The organism is Streptomyces sp. HmicA12 (assembly GCF_000373565.1).
Taxonomy (GTDB): Bacteria; Actinomycetota; Actinomycetes; order Streptomycetales; family Streptomycetaceae; genus Streptomyces.
This window is the reverse complement of record NZ_KB891815.1, coordinates 15,364-31,350: the sequence shown is the minus strand read 5'-3', so window position 1 is coordinate 31,350 and position 15,987 is coordinate 15,364. Positions and strand designations below refer to the sequence as shown.

The 15,987-nt window shown below is 72.3% G+C and carries 13 protein-coding genes; 3 read left to right on the top strand and 10 right to left on the bottom strand.

Annotation, left to right across the window (positions count from 1 at the left end; genetic code table 11):
• Positions 1-154: 154 nt before the first annotated feature.
• From B072_RS0124350 to B072_RS0124310, 9 genes are all read right to left on the bottom strand, one after another.
• Positions 155-3,334 carry a discoidin domain-containing protein gene (locus tag B072_RS0124350; RefSeq protein WP_234018914.1) on the bottom strand — a complete coding sequence of 1,060 codons (3,180 nt, stop codon included), beginning with the start codon at positions 3,332-3,334 and terminating at the stop codon, positions 155-157.
• Between the two features lie 102 nt (positions 3,335-3,436).
• The gene (locus B072_RS0124345) at positions 3,437-5,239 is read right to left on the bottom strand and encodes a glycoside hydrolase family 2 (RefSeq protein ID WP_018532596.1); all 1,803 of its coding nucleotides are present in this window, start codon (positions 5,237-5,239) and stop codon (positions 3,437-3,439) included.
• A 37-nt stretch (positions 5,240-5,276) separates the two neighbouring features.
• On the bottom strand, positions 5,277-5,921 hold the full coding sequence (locus B072_RS0124340) for a hypothetical protein (protein WP_018532595.1): 645 nt from the start codon (positions 5,919-5,921) through the stop codon (positions 5,277-5,279).
• Positions 5,922-5,925: 4 nt separating this feature from the next.
• Positions 5,926-6,792 carry an ABC transporter permease subunit gene (locus B072_RS0124335; RefSeq protein ID WP_018532594.1) on the bottom strand — a complete coding sequence of 289 codons (867 nt, stop codon included), beginning with the start codon at positions 6,790-6,792 and terminating at the stop codon, positions 5,926-5,928.
• Positions 6,789-7,754 (bottom strand): carbohydrate ABC transporter permease, encoded by a 966-nt coding sequence (locus B072_RS0124330; protein WP_018532593.1) that lies wholly within the window; start codon positions 7,752-7,754, stop codon positions 6,789-6,791. The genes B072_RS0124335 and B072_RS0124330 overlap by 4 nt, the downstream gene beginning before the upstream one ends.
• Positions 7,751-9,085: an ABC transporter substrate-binding protein gene (locus B072_RS0124325; protein WP_018532592.1), complete on the bottom strand. Its 1,335-nt coding sequence runs from the start codon at positions 9,083-9,085 to the stop codon at positions 7,751-7,753. Before B072_RS0124325 ends, B072_RS0124330 begins: the two co-directional genes overlap by 4 nt.
• Positions 9,086-9,132: 47 nt before the next feature.
• A complete protein-coding gene (locus B072_RS0124320) occupies positions 9,133-9,858 on the bottom strand; it encodes a cupin domain-containing protein (protein WP_018532591.1) in 726 nt (241 codons plus the stop codon).
• Positions 9,855-10,778 (bottom strand): PmoA family protein, encoded by a 924-nt coding sequence (locus B072_RS0124315; protein WP_018532590.1) that lies wholly within the window; start codon positions 10,776-10,778, stop codon positions 9,855-9,857. Before B072_RS0124315 ends, B072_RS0124320 begins: the two co-directional genes overlap by 4 nt.
• Positions 10,775-11,923 (bottom strand): Gfo/Idh/MocA family protein, encoded by a 1,149-nt coding sequence (locus tag B072_RS0124310; RefSeq protein ID WP_018532589.1) that lies wholly within the window; start codon positions 11,921-11,923, stop codon positions 10,775-10,777. Before B072_RS0124310 ends, B072_RS0124315 begins: the two co-directional genes overlap by 4 nt.
• Positions 11,924-12,138: 215 nt before the next feature.
• Between B072_RS0124310 and B072_RS0124305 the strand changes: the two genes are divergently transcribed.
• The 3 genes from B072_RS0124305 to B072_RS0124295 all read left to right on the top strand — a co-directional run bounded on the left by B072_RS0124305 (position 12,139) and on the right by B072_RS0124295 (position 15,173).
• On the top strand, positions 12,139-13,182 hold the full coding sequence (locus B072_RS0124305) for a LacI family DNA-binding transcriptional regulator (RefSeq protein ID WP_026246239.1): 1,044 nt from the start codon (positions 12,139-12,141) through the stop codon (positions 13,180-13,182).
• A gap of 87 nt (positions 13,183-13,269) precedes the next feature.
• Positions 13,270-14,280 (top strand): SPFH domain-containing protein, encoded by a 1,011-nt coding sequence (locus tag B072_RS0124300; RefSeq protein ID WP_018532587.1) that lies wholly within the window; start codon positions 13,270-13,272, stop codon positions 14,278-14,280.
• Positions 14,277-15,173, top strand: a complete 897-nt coding sequence (locus tag B072_RS0124295) for an NAD(+)/NADH kinase (protein WP_018532586.1) — start codon at positions 14,277-14,279, stop codon at positions 15,171-15,173. The genes B072_RS0124300 and B072_RS0124295 overlap by 4 nt, the downstream gene beginning before the upstream one ends.
• A gap of 47 nt (positions 15,174-15,220) precedes the next feature.
• Here the strand turns inward: B072_RS0124295 and B072_RS0124290 are convergent, their stop codons facing one another.
• Positions 15,221-15,937 carry a S1 family peptidase gene (locus B072_RS0124290; protein WP_018532585.1) on the bottom strand — a complete coding sequence of 239 codons (717 nt, stop codon included), beginning with the start codon at positions 15,935-15,937 and terminating at the stop codon, positions 15,221-15,223.
• Between the last annotated feature and the right edge of the window lie 50 nt (positions 15,938-15,987).

Genomic DNA, 15,987 nt, shown 5'->3' with positions numbered 1-15,987 from the left:
AACTCGGCCAGAAAGTCGCCCCGCCATCAACTCGCCTTCACCGTAGGTGCGTTGCTGTGACACCTCCCCCTTCGAGTCGACATGGATCAGGCACCGAAAAGGCCGCCGCCCGGCCCGGAGGCCAGAGGGCGGCGGCCCGCCAGGTGTCAGCGGCTCACCGCACGGAGAGCCGGACCAGCCGGGTGCGCGCGGACGGCTCACCCTCCACCTGGAACGCGACATACCGGGCCGAACCATCGGCGGACAGCTGCCGAGTGGACCCGCGGCCGCTGGTCCGTCCCGCGTCGCGGTAGTCGATGCCGTCGTCGCTGAACTGCACGCGCCCGGTGGGCGCCGCGCCGGTCGTCCACTGCGCCTCCACGGCGCTGATCCGCTGGACGGCGCCGAGGTCCACGACCAGACGGCCGTCGCGGCCGGGCCGCCACGACGTGGCGGTGTCGCCGTCCACCGCCGCGCTCGGGTCCGACATCTCCTCGGGCAGCGGGCTGTTGGGGAAGACCTCGCGCCCCAGAGCCAGGTCCGGGTGCGGGAAGGCGGCGGCACCGCGCAGGTCGACCACGGTCTCCCGACGGGCGTGGACGGTGACGGAGGCGGTGCGCCCCTGTCCCTCGACCCGTATCCGGGCGTCCGCGCCGGACAGGCGCAGCCGCGCGCCGTTGTCCACCTGTACGCGCAGGCCCGTCGGCAGGGAGTCGCCCTTCGCCGGGGTGAGCGTGAAGCGGGTCGGCAGCAGGCGCGCGGCGGCCGCGTCGAGCCGGGCCTCGAACGTCGTGCCGTCCCCGGTCACGGTCTGGGTGCCCTCGAAGACCACGACGCGCGTACGGGACTGGGGGACGGCGACCGGCGTCGCGACGGGGTCGCCGGAGAGGTTGAACAGGCTCAGGTGTCCGTCGGTCAGCGCCGCCCGCACGGCGGTGTGCTCCGCGGTCGGGCCGCTCTCGCGGGCGAGGTCCCGCAGCTTCGTCGCGGACGCCTGGGCGAAGCCCTCGACCACGAGCGGCGCCGCTGCTCCGTCGGACAGCACGATCGTGTCGCCGTAGACGGACAGGGGATGATCCGTGCCGCGCACGACGAGTCCGGCCCGGCCGTCGACGTCCAGCCAGCCGCCCCGGCTGCTCGCCTCGGGCACCGGCCAGGCCACCAGGTCCTGCCAGTCGGTGCCGTCCGCCGAGCCCTGGACGCGGTACGCACGGCCCGCCGCGGCCTCCCAGCTGAGGGTGACCTCGGCGACCTCCTGGGCCATGCCGAGGTCGACGGCCAGCCAGCTGTCGGCGCGCGGACGATCGGCCTTGGAGACGGCCCAGCGGGTCGCGGCTTCGCCGTCCACCGCGAGCCCAGCCGCCTTGCCCGTGTCGGCGGAGGACGCCGTCGCCGCCTTGCCGCGCGCCAGGTCGGGACCCTCGGCGTCGGCTCGCGCCTCAAGGGCGTACAGGGAGTAGCCGTACGACGGGTCGGGGCGCACGCCCAGCATGCGGAGGTGGCGGACCGTCGCGCGCGGGAACGTCAGCCGGTCCACGCGCCCGCCCGCGTCGGCGCTCGCCGCGGGGGACGCGTCGGCCGCGCGGACCGACACCTGTCCCTCCTCGAAGCGGTACGTGCGGTTGCCGTCGAGCCCCTCGATTCCGGGCATCGTGAGGTTGTGGATCTCCAGGTGGCCCTCGCCCGCGGCCGTCCCGCTGCTCGCGTAGACGACGGAGCCGGTGGGCAGAGTGGTGAATCCGGCGTGTCCGCCGTCCAGTCGCAGCAGGGTCGCGCTGCCGTCGAAGCCGTCACGGACCTTCTCGTACACACGCACCGTGCGCCCGGCGACCTTGCCGCTCGTCGCGGGCAGGAACATGGGGGTGGCGCCGCTGAGCCGGAACAGCCAGTCGTCGTGCGCCGGCTGCCAGGTGAACTTCACGAATCCGGGCTTGGAGACGGCTCCCGCCCAGGCCGCGGGCGACTGGTGGGAGACGAGTCCGGGTCCGGTGCCGAAGTCGGTCACCCCCGAGGCGTGCGCGAACAGTTCGGCGCGCGAGTACGGGGTCACCTGGCGCTTCTCGGCCGCCGCCCACACGTGCAGGAGATAGCTGATGGCGATCTCGGCCCGGGCCTCGGGCTCGTACTTCGGCTCCCCGGAGAACTTCGCCAGCCGGTACTCCGGCGGATACTTCTGGTACGCCTCCAGCCGCTGCGCCAGCTCCTGTTCGGCGCGCGCCGCGGCCCGGTCGCCCAGCACCTGCGACAGGAACGCCAGGGGGATCACGTCCCGGCCGTAGAGGTGCTCGCGGTCATTGACCATCGGCATCAGCGGCTCGCCCGCGTCGCTCATCACGCCGAGCAGGGTCCGCCACAGCGCCGTGCCGTTCGGCTGGTGTGTGAGGACCTCGGGCAGCGGCCGGCCCGCGGTCAGGAAGTGGGCGGCGTTCCGCCCCGACGTGCGGAACAGCTCTTCCTGGTAGTGCGGGCCGAACGAGCCGTGGTTCTCCACGATGAACGTGTCGTAGAGATTGCGGGCGGTGTTGCGCGCGACCGGCACGCCGTCGACCAGGGCCGGGTTGGCGAGGTCTGCGGGCGGCAGGCCCGTCTCGTTGCGCGACCACAGTCCGTACGCGTCGCGCCAGTCGGCGGCGCGCGCGTCGTCGGACGCCCAGGCCAGGGCGGGGGCGAGCGACTGCGCGTAGACGCCCATCTCCTCCAGCTTGGTGTCCCCCTCGTGGCCGCCGGCCAGGCCGTGCGGCGTCCAGGAACCGGAGGCGGGGTCGTCGCCCGTGCCCAAGGCCGTGGTGTACGCGGCCTGCTCGCGGGTGATCTTGTCGACGTTCGCCCGGGTCTCGGCGTCGAGGTCGTCCCAGAGCAGCCGGGCGGCGAGGACGAAGTACAGCTGGAAGGTCGTGTCGAAGAAAAGGGTGCGGCCCCACTCGGTGCCGCCGGTGAGCCGGTTCGAGGCGGCGAAGTGGCGCAGGGTGGCCACCGTGCGCCGGGCGAGTTCGTCGCGCGCGACACCGGCGAGGTCCGCGTCGTACGTGCCGTGGGTGAGCAGGAGGGCGTTGCCGAGCACCACGGCGAAGCCGAAGTCCTTCGCCGTGTAGTACCCCTTGGCCTCGTCCCACTGCGTCTCCGACCAGCGGGTGTGCTGGAGCAGGACGCGGTGGTAGACGGCGGCGACGTCGTCCGGCGGGGTGCCGGTTCCGGCGGATGCGGTGGCGGTGCCGTCCGCCGCGTGGGCCCCGGCCGCGCCGAGTGTGCCCGGCAGCACGGTTGCCGCACCGGTGAGGCCGAGGAGTTGGAGCAGGCGCCTGCGGTTGATCAGGTCGACCGGGTCGTTCAGGGGCGGCACGGGTGGTCCTCTCACGCGAGACAACGTTGTCAGCAGGGGGGCCGCCCCATAGTCGGCGTCCGTGGGACGTACGTCAACGCATGGGGCGGAATTGATGCGAGGGCACAGGACGCCTGGTCAGCCGGACGCCGTACGGGTTCGGGTGAGGACGGCGCGCAGCTCGGCGACGGGGATCTTGGGCTCCCGGTCAGCGGTGAGCAGGCCGTTGGTCTCCTGGAGCGTGTCGGTGAACTGCGTGTAGCAGAAGCCCGCGAGGCCGGAGTCGACGGCGGCCTCGACGAGCGAGGAGAGCCGCTCGGCGAAGTCCTTGCCGGTGGCCACGGTGTCGTAGCCGAACCACTCCTCCCCCGCCGCCGGCTCGAAGGTCGCGCCGCCGAACTCGCTGAGGACTACGGGCTGTTGGTCGTGTTCGACGCCGTCGAGGAGGAGTCGCTTGGCGCCGGGCCACTGTTCGCGCAGTTCGCCTCGGCGCAGCGCGTCGTGCCCGTAGCGGCGGCGCAGGGTGGCGGCGTCCTGCGTGTAGTCGTGCACGCCCCACACGTCGGCCCGGGAGATCTCCCAGCCGTCGTTCGAGACCGCGGGCCGCGAGGGGTCGAGGGCCTTGGTCAGGTGGTAGAGCGCGTCCATGAAGTGGCGCTGGGCCGGGACGTGGGCGGGGTTCGGCACGGACCAGGACTCGTTGACCGGGACCCAGGCCATGATCGAGGGGTGGCTCAGGTCGCGTGTGACGGCCTCGGTCCACTCGTGGGTGACACGCTCGACGGTCGCCGTCCCGAAGGCGTACGCGGACGGCATCTCCTCCCACAGCAGCAGCCCGAGCCGGTCCGCCCAGTACAGGAAGCGCGGATCCTCGATCTTCTGGTGGATCCGCAGCCCGTTGAGGCCGATCTCCTTGGCGAGTTCGGCGTCGCGGCGCAGAGCCTCGCCCGGGGCAGCCAGGTGGGTGTCGGGCCAGTAGGCCTGTTGCAGGGCGAAGCGCAGGAAGTACGGCTTGTGGTTGAGGAGGAAGAGGCCGTCGTTCCAGTCGATGTCGCGCAGCCCGAGATAGGACGCGACCCGGTCGAGGGGTGCGTCGTCGGTGTCCGTGAGCGTCACGGTCGCGTCGACCAGGTGCGGATGCTCGGGCGTCCAGAGCAGGTCGTCGAGATCCTGCCCGTGGCGCAGGGCGGGGACCGTGATGTCGAACGCGGTCTCCTGCTGGTCGGTGCGGATCCGCTGTTCGGCCAGGACCCGCTCCCCGTGCGCGAGCCGTACCGTCAACTGCCTTTCCCCGCGCGGCCACTGGCTGAGCCTCACCTGGCAGTGCACGCGCGCCCGGGTGACGTCCGGCGTCCAGTGCAGGCTCACGAGGTGTTCGTCGGGGACCTCCTCGAGCCACACGGGCTGCCAGATGCCGGTGGTGCGGTGGTACCAGATGACGTGCGGGTCGCGCCGCCAGTCCTGCTTGCCTCGCGGCTGGGTCGTGTCCTGGGGCTGGTCCTCGGCGCGCACCACGATCACGTGGGGGCCGTCGCGGTCGACGGCGTCGGTGAGGTCGCAGGTGAATCCGGTGTGGCCGCCCTCGTGCCGGCCGACCGGCCGGCCGTCGAGCCACACTTCGGCCCGGTGGTCCACGGCACCGAAGTGCAGCAGCAGCCGGCGGCCTGCCGCGGGCCTGGTCAGGTCCACGCTGCGGCGGTACCAGACCACCGGGTGGAAGCCGGTGTCGTGGATGCCGGAGGCCGGGGACTCGGGCGGGTAGGGCACGGTGATGGTGGCGGTGAAGGGTGCGGTGACGTCGGGGTCCGGCCAGCGGGCCCGGCGGCCGAGGTCCGCGTCGTCGTGGGCGAACCGCCACGGTCCGCTCAGGTCGCGCCAGTTCGGGTCGCGGACGAGCTGCGGGCGCGGATGGCCCGCGGCGTCGAGATGGGTGGGGTGCATCGTGGAACTCCGGTGATCTCGTGCAGGGTGCGGTGGTTCAGGTGCGCGCGTCGGGCCCGGCCGTGCGCAGGTCGACGACGGTGGCGGCGAAGGCCAGCGGTCCCGGGAGCAGCGGCAGCAGCAGCGGCGTGGACCACATGAGCAGTCCGGCGAGGACCACCGCGGCGAGCAGCAGGACGCTCCCTCGCGGATCGGCCGAGGTCCGCAACAGGCCCGCGCGCAGAGACAGTTGGTCGGCTCCCGGCAGGGCCGTGCAGCGCAGCGCCACGACCGCGCCGCCGACGGTCAGCAGGACGAGCGCGGGCGCCACGAGCCCGGCGCCGGGCAGATCGCTGCGCAGCAGGGCGGTGTCGACGAGCACCGCCACCGCGACGAGCGGCAGCAGCAGCCCGGCGGCGACGGAACGTGCGGTGGTGCGGGCGCGCAGGCGGCGGACGAACCCGCCCACGTCGGCCTGGGTGCCGGTCTCCGCGGCCTGTCGCAGGGTTCCCGACGCGGCGGCGAACGCGGCCGGCGCGGTCACGACGGGCAGGCAGGCGAGGCTGGTGAGCAGCCCCACGAGGAGCATGTCGGCGAACATCGTGAACCCGGAGCCGAAGACCTCGCCGGGTTCACGGCGTCGGCGGCTCTCCGCGGCGGGCGTCTTGACCCGGTGCGCGGCGGTCATGTGATCGGTGGCCATGGGGTCAGCCCTTCAGTCCGGAGGTCGCCATGCCCTGCACCAGGTAGCGCTGGAAGACGAAGAAGAAGAGCACGATGGGCAGGACCGAGATCACCGACATGGCGAACATGGGCCCGTACGCGGAGGTGCTGGACTGGTCGACGAAGCTGCGCAGCGCCAGGGTGATGGTGAACTTCTCCGGCGCGAACAGATAGATCATCTGCGTGAAGAAGTCGTTCCACGTCCAGATGAAGGCGAAGATCGCCGTGGTGATCAGTGCCGGACGGCTCAGCGGCAGGGTGATGGCCCAGTACGTACGGAACGCTCCGCAGCCGTCGATGCGCGCCGACTCCTCCAGCTCGCGCGGCAGCCCGCGCATGAACTGGACGATGAGGAAGACGAAGAACGCCTCGGTGGCGAGGAACTTGGGCAGGATCAGCGGCCAGTAGGTGTCCACCAGGCCGAGGCGGTTGAAGATGATGTACTGCGGAATCAGGACGACATGGTGGGGCAGCATCAGCGTCGCCACCATGAAGCCGAACATGGGGCCGCGCATCCGGAACCGCAGCCGCGCGAAGGCGTAGGCGGCCAGCGAGCAGGACAGGACGTTCCCGATCACCGCGCCGACCGCGATCATCAGCGAGTTGCCGAGCAGCCGGGTCACGCTGACGCCGGAGACGCCGTCCAGGGCGGTGGTGTAGTTGGACCACTCCAGGTGGCTGGGCCACAGGTCGAGGCTGGTGACGACCTCGTCGGCCGGTTTCAGGGACGTGGCGAGCAGCCAGGCCAGCGGGTAGAGCAGCACCAGCAGGGAGACGAGCGCGACGGTGTGCGGCAGCCAGCGCTTGAGGTCCGGGCCGCTGCCCGTGAGGTTCTTGGCGGTGAGACTCATCGCCCCTCCTCGTCCGCGTAGAAGACCCAGGACCGGGAGGTCCGGAACAGGATCAGGGTGATGACGCCGATGGCGATCAGCAGGAGCCAGGCCATCGCCGCCGCGTAACCCATGTGGGAGGCGGTGAAGCCGCGCTCGTACAGGTAGAGGGTGTAGAAGTTGATGGAGTCGGCGGGCCGGCCGCTGCCGTTGCTGACCACGAAGGCCGGGGTGAAGACCTGGAAGGACTGGATCATCTCCAGGACCAGGTTGAAGAAGACGACCGGGGACAGCATCGGCACGGTGATGGAGACGAACTGCCGCCAGCGGCCGGCGCCGTCGAGGGCGGCCGCCTCGTACAGGTCGGGCGAGATCTGCTGGAGCCCCGCCAGGAAGATGACCATCGGGGCGCCGAACTGCCAGGCCGTCAGGGCGACCACGACGTAGATCGCGAGGTCGGGGTTGCCGACCCAGCCGCCGGTGTGGATGCCGATCGAGTCGAGCAGGTTCGGGATCGTGCCGCCGTCGTTGTACAGGGCACGCCACACCAGCGCGATGGACATGCTCGCGCCGAGCAGCGACGGCGCGTAGAAGGCGGAGCGGTAGAAGGCGCGGCCGCGGCCGAGGTTCTTCAGGAGCATCGCCGCGCCGAGCGCGAGGCCGAGCTTGAGCGGAACGGCGATCACGACGTACAGGAGGGTGGTGCCGACCGAGCGCCAGTAGCGGGGGTCCTCGGTGAGCATCTCGGTGTAGTTGCGCAGGCCCACCCAGTGCGGCGGGTCGAAGAGGTTGTAGTCCGTGAAGGACAGGTAGAGCGAGACCGCCATCGGCACCAGGGTCAGCACCACGGCGCCGATCATCCAGGGCGACAGGAACACGTAGGCGGGCCACTGCTGTTCACGGCGGCGGCGCCGGGCGCTCTTCGGCCGGGGCTTCGTCGTGCGGTCGGCGCGCGGGGGCGCCTGGGTCGACAGCGCCGTCATGACCTCAGCTCCCGGTTCGCCTCGTCGATGAACTCACGGGCCGCCTGCCGCGGCGACGCGAGGTCGTACATGACGCGCTGGTAGTTGCGGTTGAAGGCGGTCTGGATCGCGACGTCGCCGCGGGGCGGCGCGGCGGGCGGTGCGTCGACCCCGTACTTCTCCATCATCTGTCCGTAGCGGTAGATCTCCAGCTCGGGGCCCTTGAGGGTCTTGGCCACGCGGGTGGCGATCGCGCGGTTGGGCGGGGTGGAGCGGGTGAAGCCGAGGATGTCGCCGGCCCGCTTGTCGTTGAGGAGGAAGTCGATCAACTCGGTCGCCTCCTTGGGGTGGGGGGTGTGCGCCCCGACGCCGAGCAGCATCGACGGCTTGAAGTAGTTGCCGGCGCGGCCGTCGGTGGTGGGGACCGGCCCGATGCGCACCTGGTCGCCCAGGAGCGCCGGATAGCCGGGGAAGGTGGCGTCCCAGGTGTAGTCGGCGGCGGCGAGCCCGCGTCCGATGGGTGTCCACTCGGTGCTGTCGGCCTGCACGGTGTCCTCGGCCTTCGCGACGGCGCCGTGCTTGCGCTGATCGTTGAAGTACGTCCAGAACGCGGTGAGGTCGTCCTCGGTGAAGCCGAGCCTGGTCTGGCTCGCGTAGAGCTTGCCGCCGCGGCTGCGCAGCCAGTCCTCGAAGACGTCCTCGTTCGTGGCGCCGTCGTTGGAACCGGCGACGGCCCGCCCGTCCGGGGCCTTCAACCCCAGGGCCGCGATCTTCTTGTTGGCCTCGGCGAAGTCCCGCCAGGTCCAGTCGGGTTCGGGCGTGGGGACGCCCGCCTTCCTGTAGATCTTGGTGTCGTACGCGTATCCGGTGATCCCGCGGCCCATCGGCATGGCGTACTGCGTGCCCTTGAAGGTGCCGGTGCGCACGAGTTCCTTGTCCATCTCGGACGTGCGGATCGCTTTGTCGCGGATCGCCTTGTCGAGCGGCAGGAGCGCGTTGCCGTCGGAGTACTGCGAGATCTGCCGGTAGTCCAGCTGCGCGACGTCGGGGATGCCGCCGCCGGCCGCCTGGGTGGCGAGCTTCTGCATGTACGCGCCGAAGTCGGCGTTCGATGTGCGGACGGTGACGCCGGGGTGTTCCTTCTCGAAGAGCTCTACGGCCTTCTTCGTGCGGGTGGCGCGGTCGTCGTTGCCCCACCAGGTGAAGGTGATCGTGACGCCGTGCGCCGCCTCGCCGCTCGCGCCGGAGCAGGCGGAGAGCGTGCCGGTCAGCGCGGTGCTGAGGGCGACGGCGGCCGTGGCGAGGACGGCCCGGCGGGGCAGGCGGCGTCGACGGCGTGGGGGTTCGGGCATGGTTGCCCTCCTGAGGGGTGGCGGAGGTGGAAGGACAGGTGCGGGCCTCAGATGCCCGGATAGACGTCGAGCCGCCCGCACATGCCGAACCGGCCGCGTGCGGTGGGTCCGGTGGCCGCGACCCGGGCGTGCGCGAGGTGCTCCGTGTGCTGTCCGCGCAAGGCGTGCAGCTGGGCCCCGGTCGCCGACGCGGCGGCCTGCGCGCCGTCGCGCCAGCGCTGTTCCCAGGCGTCGAGGCGGGGGCGGATCAGTGCGGCGGCGGCCTGCTGGAACGCCTCCAGGGGTGCCGGGTCGCCCGCTTCGGTGGCCGCGCGCAGTTCCAGGAAGCGGCGCGTGGCCAGGTCCCTGCGGGCGCGGGCGATCTCCACCTGCTCGGCCTCGGGCACGTCGTCGGGGATGCGCACGGCGTCCGCGTACGTGTCGGGGTCGTCGAGCAGGTCCTGCGGAAGGGTGAGGACCGCGTCGCCCGCCTCGGGCAGGCCGCTGTTCTGCATCACGACGGTGATCTCCAACGCGCCGTCGTTGACCAGGCGGTGGATCGTGCCGGGCGTGAACCAGGCGACGGTGCCGGGCTCCAGGGCCGTCTCCTCGTACCCGGAGAGGGTCAGGGTCTGCACCCGGCCGCGCCCGGCGGTCACCACGTACCCCTCGCTGCACGCGAGGTGCAGGTGCGGGGTGCCGCCGCCGGGCAGGCCCTCGACGGTGGGCCAGTCGTAGACGCGCAGCCGGGAGACGCCGACCGCGCCGGGGAAACCGTCGTACGCCGCGCTCACCACGCGTTCCCCTCGACCTGCGCGGCGACCTGCTCGCGGTCCCAGGCGCCGTCGGCGACGGTGACCCGGTAGGAGCGGGAGAGCGTGTCGCCGGGGGCGAGGACCAGCTCGTCGTGGAACGCCCAGGACGGGGCGACGGCGGCGAACGGGTCGCTGCGCACGAACCAGTGCGCCGGGTGCGTCCCCTTCTCCCCCGTGTGGTCGTTGCCCGCCGCGTGCTCGAAGACCAGGGTCGCGTGTCCGTCGCGCTCGTCGTGCTCGCCGACGTACGCCAGCCACGGCGCCTGCGTGCCCATCAGGTCGCCGCTGTCGGCCTCGGCGCTGAACACCCGGCCGTCGCGGAAGGCGCGCGGGCCGCGCCAGAACAGTCCGGTGTATCCGGCGGCGGGGCGGCCGTGGGTGGTGGGGCTGCCGAAGTGCAGGGGCTCGGCGCGACGGTTGGTCACCGACGAGGTCCAGGTCAGCGCCCAGCTGCCGGCCGCCGTGTCGAGGTGCGACACCTCCAGGCGGCGCTCCTCCTCGGCCCACAGCTCCCCGTCGTACGGGTGCCAGGTGAGGCGTTCGGCGATCACGGCCCGGTCGCCGGTGGCGGAGACCTCGTCGAAGGCGACGTGCGCCATCGAGCCGATCCTCTCGTGCAGCGGGAGATATCCCTCGCCGTGCACGTAGGTGTTGCCGCCCCACAGGTTCTGGCCCGAGAGGTGGGAGGCGGTGAGCTGGAGTCCCTTGTGCCAACGGTGGTCGTTGGGGCGGTAGTCGGTGACGACGGCACCGGACAGGGTGCGGATCGGGTGGAGGTAGGGCTTGGGGGCCTCCCACGCGGCCTCCGGGCGGTACACGTAGGCGAACAGCTCGGTGCCGGTGGCCTCGTGGACCACGGTGATGCGGTCGCCGTGGGCGTGGGTGAGTGCGAGCGTCATGCCTGGGCCTCTTCCGTACGGGCGTCGGCGGGCGCCCAGCCGGGGGCGTCGCCGTGCAGGGCGGTGTAGTAGGGGTCGCCGGGGCCGATGTCCCCGGCGCGGACCGTGGTGTCGGTGAACGCGGACTTGTAGAGGGCGGTGATGAACTCGAGCGTGCGGCGGCCGCCCTCGCCGCTGGTCGGGTGGCGTCGCCCGGCGTTGATGTCGGCCACCAGGGCGCGCAGTTGGGCCAGGTGCGAGCTGGGCTCGTCGGCGCCGAAGTCCTGCCAGGCGGCGGCCTCCTCGGTGGGGACGCCGGGGGCGGGGGTGATGCGCCAGTCCGCGTTGCGGTAGCCGTACAGGTGGGTGAGCTCGATGGTCGCGCGCTCGCAGTCGATGCGGATGCGGCTGACCTCGTCCGGGCTGAGCACGCTGTTGACGACCGTGGCGACGGCGCCGTCGGCGAAGCGGACCTGGGCGGTGGAGACGTCCTCGGTCTCCACGTCGTGCACCAGGCGGGCCGCCATGCCGCGCACCTCGGACCACGGGCCCATCAGGTCGAGCAGCAGATCGGTCTGGTGGATGCCGTGTCCCATGGCCGGGCCGCCGCCCTCGGTCGCCCAACGGCCGCGCCAGGGAACGGCGTAGTAGGCGGTGTCCCGGTACCAGGTGGTCTGGCAGTGCGCGACCAACTGCCGTCCGAAGGCGCCTTCCCGCAGCAGTCGCCGCACGTGCCGGGCGCCGGAGCCGAAGCGGTGCTGGAAGACGATGGAGGAGTACGGCGCGGTGTCGTCGCCCGGTTCGGCCGCCTCCACGGCGTCGTAGTCGGCCAGCGAGGGGCACGGCGGCTTCTCGCACCACACGTACGCGCCCGCCTTGAGCGCGGCCACGGACTGTTCCCGGTGCACGGCCGGCGGGGTGCACAACACGACGAGGTCGGGGCGCACTTCGGCGAGCATCGCGTCGAGGTCGGTCGACGCGTACGGGATCGCGAACTCCTCCGCCAGGGCCCGCACCGCCGCGTCGTTCACATCGACCGCGGCCACGATCTCCGTCTCGCCCTCCTCGGCGAGGGTCCGCAGGGCGGGCAGGTGGCTGGAGCGGGCGATCCCGCCGGCGCCGACCACGGCCGTGCGCAGGGGAGTCTTCGGACCTTGCGAGGACATGACGGTCCCTCTCGTCGGACAGGCGAATGGACACGGCGGTGCGGCCACCGACGCCGGCAGCAAGCGCTTGCCTTGCATGTGTTCCAACGTTGTAACCGCCACGTCTCCGCAGGGTCAACCCTCCGGAGCAAAAGAACTCCGAGCCAACGCCCGACCCTCACAACACCCCTCTGAGCATGCATAATCTGGAAAAACTCCAGGGAGGGGACCTCATCGTGGGAGCAGTGACGCTGAAGGACGTGGCGGAACTCGCCGGGGTGTCCATCAAAACGGCTTCCAACGTTGTACGTGAGGCGCCGAAGGTGGCTCCGGCCACCCGGGAGCGGGTGATGCGGGCCGTCCGCGAGCTGGGTTACCGGCCGAATCCGTCGGCCCGGCGGCTGCGGACCGGGCGCAGCGGACTGATCGCGCTGGCCGTTCCGCAGCTGACGACGCCGTACTTCGCCGAACTCGCCCACCACGTGCGGACCGAGGCGACGGCGCTCGGCCTGACCGTCCTCATCGAGGAGACCCTCGGGGACCCGGCGGAGGAGCTGCGGCTCGCCACCGGCGTGAGCGCGTCGCTGCTCGACGGGGTGATCCTGTCGCCGCTGCACGTCTCGGCCGACGAACTGGCTCCCGTTGCAAGCGAGTTGCCGCTCGTCCTGCTCGGCGAGCGCAGTTACGAGGGCGACCGTGTCGGAGCCGACCATGTCCTGATCGACAACGTCGGGGCCGCCCGTGACGCGACGGCCCATCTGATCGGCCTGGGCCGCACCCGGATCGCCGCGATCGGCGCCGACCGCAAGGCGTCCGCGACCAGCCGCCAGCGCCTGGAGGGGTACCACGCGGCGCTGCACGCGGCCGGGCTGCCCTTCGACCCCCGGCTGGCCCCCACGATCGGCGAGTTCGACCGGCCGGGCGGCCTGGCCGCGATGCGCACCCTGCTCGCACTGCCGGCCGCCGACCGCCCCGACGCCGTCTTCTGCTTCAGCGACATGCTGGCCGTCGGCGCCCAACGTGCCATGTTCGAGAGCGGGTTGAGCATCCCCGGCGACATCGCCGTGGTCGGCGTCGACGGATCGCAGGAGGCGCTGTACAGCACCCCGTCGCTGACCACCGTCGTCCCGGACAAGGCGGCCATCGCATCACTGTCCGTCCGGTGTCTCGCCGCACGCATCAAGGCGGAGGAGCCGCTCCCGTTCGAGGTCCACACGGCCCCGCACGCGCTCGAGGCCCGCGAATCGACACTGGGCGTTCGCGAGGAGGTGCGCCCCTGACGCCGCCCGAGCACCCTTTCTCGTCCGCTTGACGACAACAGGCCCTCACATTTAAAGTCGTGATGACTCTAATGAGGGGGCTTCGTCATGGCTGACATCACACGACGGTTCGGCTGGCGCCACCTGCGCGCCGCACCCACCGCCCACATCCGCCACCACCGTTCGGGGCGACTCACCCACGACGGCGCCGGGCTGAGTTTCTGGTTCCGCCCGCTGAGCGCCGCCATCTCCGAAGTGCCGGTCGACGATCGGGAGTTGGCGATGACCTTCCATGCCCGCACCGCGGACTTCCAGGACGTGGCCGTGCAGGCGACGGTGACGTACCGGATCGGTGATCCCGCGGTCGCCGCCGAGCACCTGGACTTCTCCGTCGACCCGGACTCGGGTGTCTGGCGCGGCGCTCCGCTGGAACAGCTGGCGACGCTCCTCACCGAGACCGCGCAGCAGCACGCGCTGGACGTCCTCGCCCGCACCGCTCTGGCGTCGGCCCTCGTCGACGGGGTGCCCGCCGTCCGCGACGCCGTCGCGACGGGGCTCGGCGAGGAGCCGCGGCTGCCCGCCACCGGCATCGAGGTGGTCGCGGTCCGGGTGATGGCGCTGCGGCCCGAGCCCGAGGTGGAGCGCGCCCTGCGCACCCCGGCACGGGAACGCATCCAGCAGGAGGCCGACCGGGCGACGTACGAGCGGCGCGCCGTGGCCGTGGAGCGTGAACGCACCATCGCGGAGAACGAGTTGGCGAGCCAGATCGAACTGGCCCGCAGGGAGGAGCAGTTGGTCGAGCAACGCGGCACGAACAGCCGCCGCGAGGCCGAGGAGAACGCCGCCGCCGACGCCGTACGCGTCAAGGCCGAGGCCGAGCGCAAGGTGAGCCTCGCCCGCGCGGAGGCGGAGGGCGCCCGCGAGGTCGGTGAGGCACGGGCCCAGGCACAGGCGGCCTGGCTGCGGGTGCACGGCGAGGCCGACGTGGCGACGCTGCACGCGCTGACCGGCACGCGGCTCGCCGAGAACCTGCCGCGGATCGAGAGCGTGACGGTCTCCCCCGACGTGCTGACCGGCCTGCTCGCGCGCCTCGGGACGGACGGCGGGCGCCCGGAATGAGCCTCGCGCCCCGCGCCGTCCTGGTCCACCGGACCACGGAGTACGAGGAGTTGGTGGCCCGGCACGGCACGCACGGCCAGGCCGCCTTCTTCCTCTCGTCCCGCGGCCGCGACATCGCGGAGGTCGCCGAGCGGCACCGGCGGGCGCAGCGGGCGCTCACCGAGGCGGCCGCCGCCGTGCCGCTGAGCTGGCGGCGGGCGACGGTGGAGCGCGCGGATCTGGACCGTTTCCTCTTCGCGCCGCAGGACGTGGTGATCGTGGTCGGTCAGGACGGGCTCGTGGCGAACGTCGCCCAGTACGTCGGCGCCCTGCCGGTGGTCGGGGTCGACGCGGACCCGGGGCGCAATCCCGGCGTGCTGGTGCGCCACCGTCCGGCGGACGTCGCACGGCTGCTGGGCACGGCCGCCGGCACCGACGAACTGACCATGGTGGAGGCGGTCACCGACGACGGACAGCGCCTGGTGGCGCTCAACGAGATCTACGTCGGTGCGGCCGGCCACCGCACCGCCCGATACCGCCTGGGCCTCGACAGCACCTCCGTCGATGGAGCTGTCGTCGAGGCCCAGGCCTCCTCCGGAGTACTGATCGGTACCGGAACGGGGGCGACCGGGTGGCTCCGGTCGGTGTGGCAGGAGCGGGGCGGCGCGGGGCGCCTGCCGGCCCCGACGGACGACCGGCTGCTGTGGTTCGTCCGCGAGGCGTGGCCGTCACCGGTCACCGGTACGCGGCTGAGCGCGGGGGAACTGACGGCGTCGGCCCGGCTGTCCCTGACCGTGGAGTCGGAGAGTCTGGTCGCTTTCGGGGACGGCATGGAGGCGGACGCGGTCGCGCTGACCTGGGGGCAGACGGTGCGTGTCGGGGTGTGCGGGGAGCGGTTGCGGTTGGTGGGGTGACCGGGGCGGCGGGCCGTGGGTCCGGCCCGCCGCCGCGTGCACGGGGGTCAGTACCGGATCACCGAGCGGATCCAGGCGAGTTGCCGCGAGACCTCCCCGGCACCGGCGATCTCCTCCCGGTCGGAGCCGTCGAAGACGCCGAGCAGCGTTTCCGTGCCGCGGGGGCCGATGGTCGTCACGGGTCCGCCCGAATCGCCCCCGGCGGGGATGCCCACGACCTTGCGCATGCAGAAGTCCGAGCCGTCCTGAACGGTGTAGCCCTCGCACCGGGGATCGTCCGGATCGAGCACGCGCAGGGTCGACTGCCGCAGCACCGGTGACTGGCAGCTGTTCTCGTCGCCGGTGCAGGTGGCACCCCAGCCCAACTGCCGCACCAGCGTGCCCGGCCGGGCCGGGGCGGCGGACAGCCGCGCCACGCGCACCGTCATCGGCGCCACCTCGACGAGCATCATGTCGGCGCGTGCGCTGCCCACGCGCCCGCCGGGCAGCGGGCGCACCACGGTTCCCTGGCGCATGTCGAGATGGCCGACGCGGAACTCGATCCGGCGGTCCGCGACGGGCTCGCCCTGTTCGAAGAAGCAGTGGGACGCGCTGAGGATCCACTTCCGGGCGACCGCCGTCGCGGTGCACTCCGGCTTCCCGTCGACGAGCATGCGGACGGCCCACGGCCCGTAGCCGCTCCGCTCTCCACCGATCACCGCGGCGGACGGGCCCGCCGTGACCACCGAACAGGCCAGCAGCACGGATGCGGCCGCCGCGAGCACACCGACTCGACGTGCCGTCCCCCCGGTTCCCAACGTTCGGGCCGTTCTCT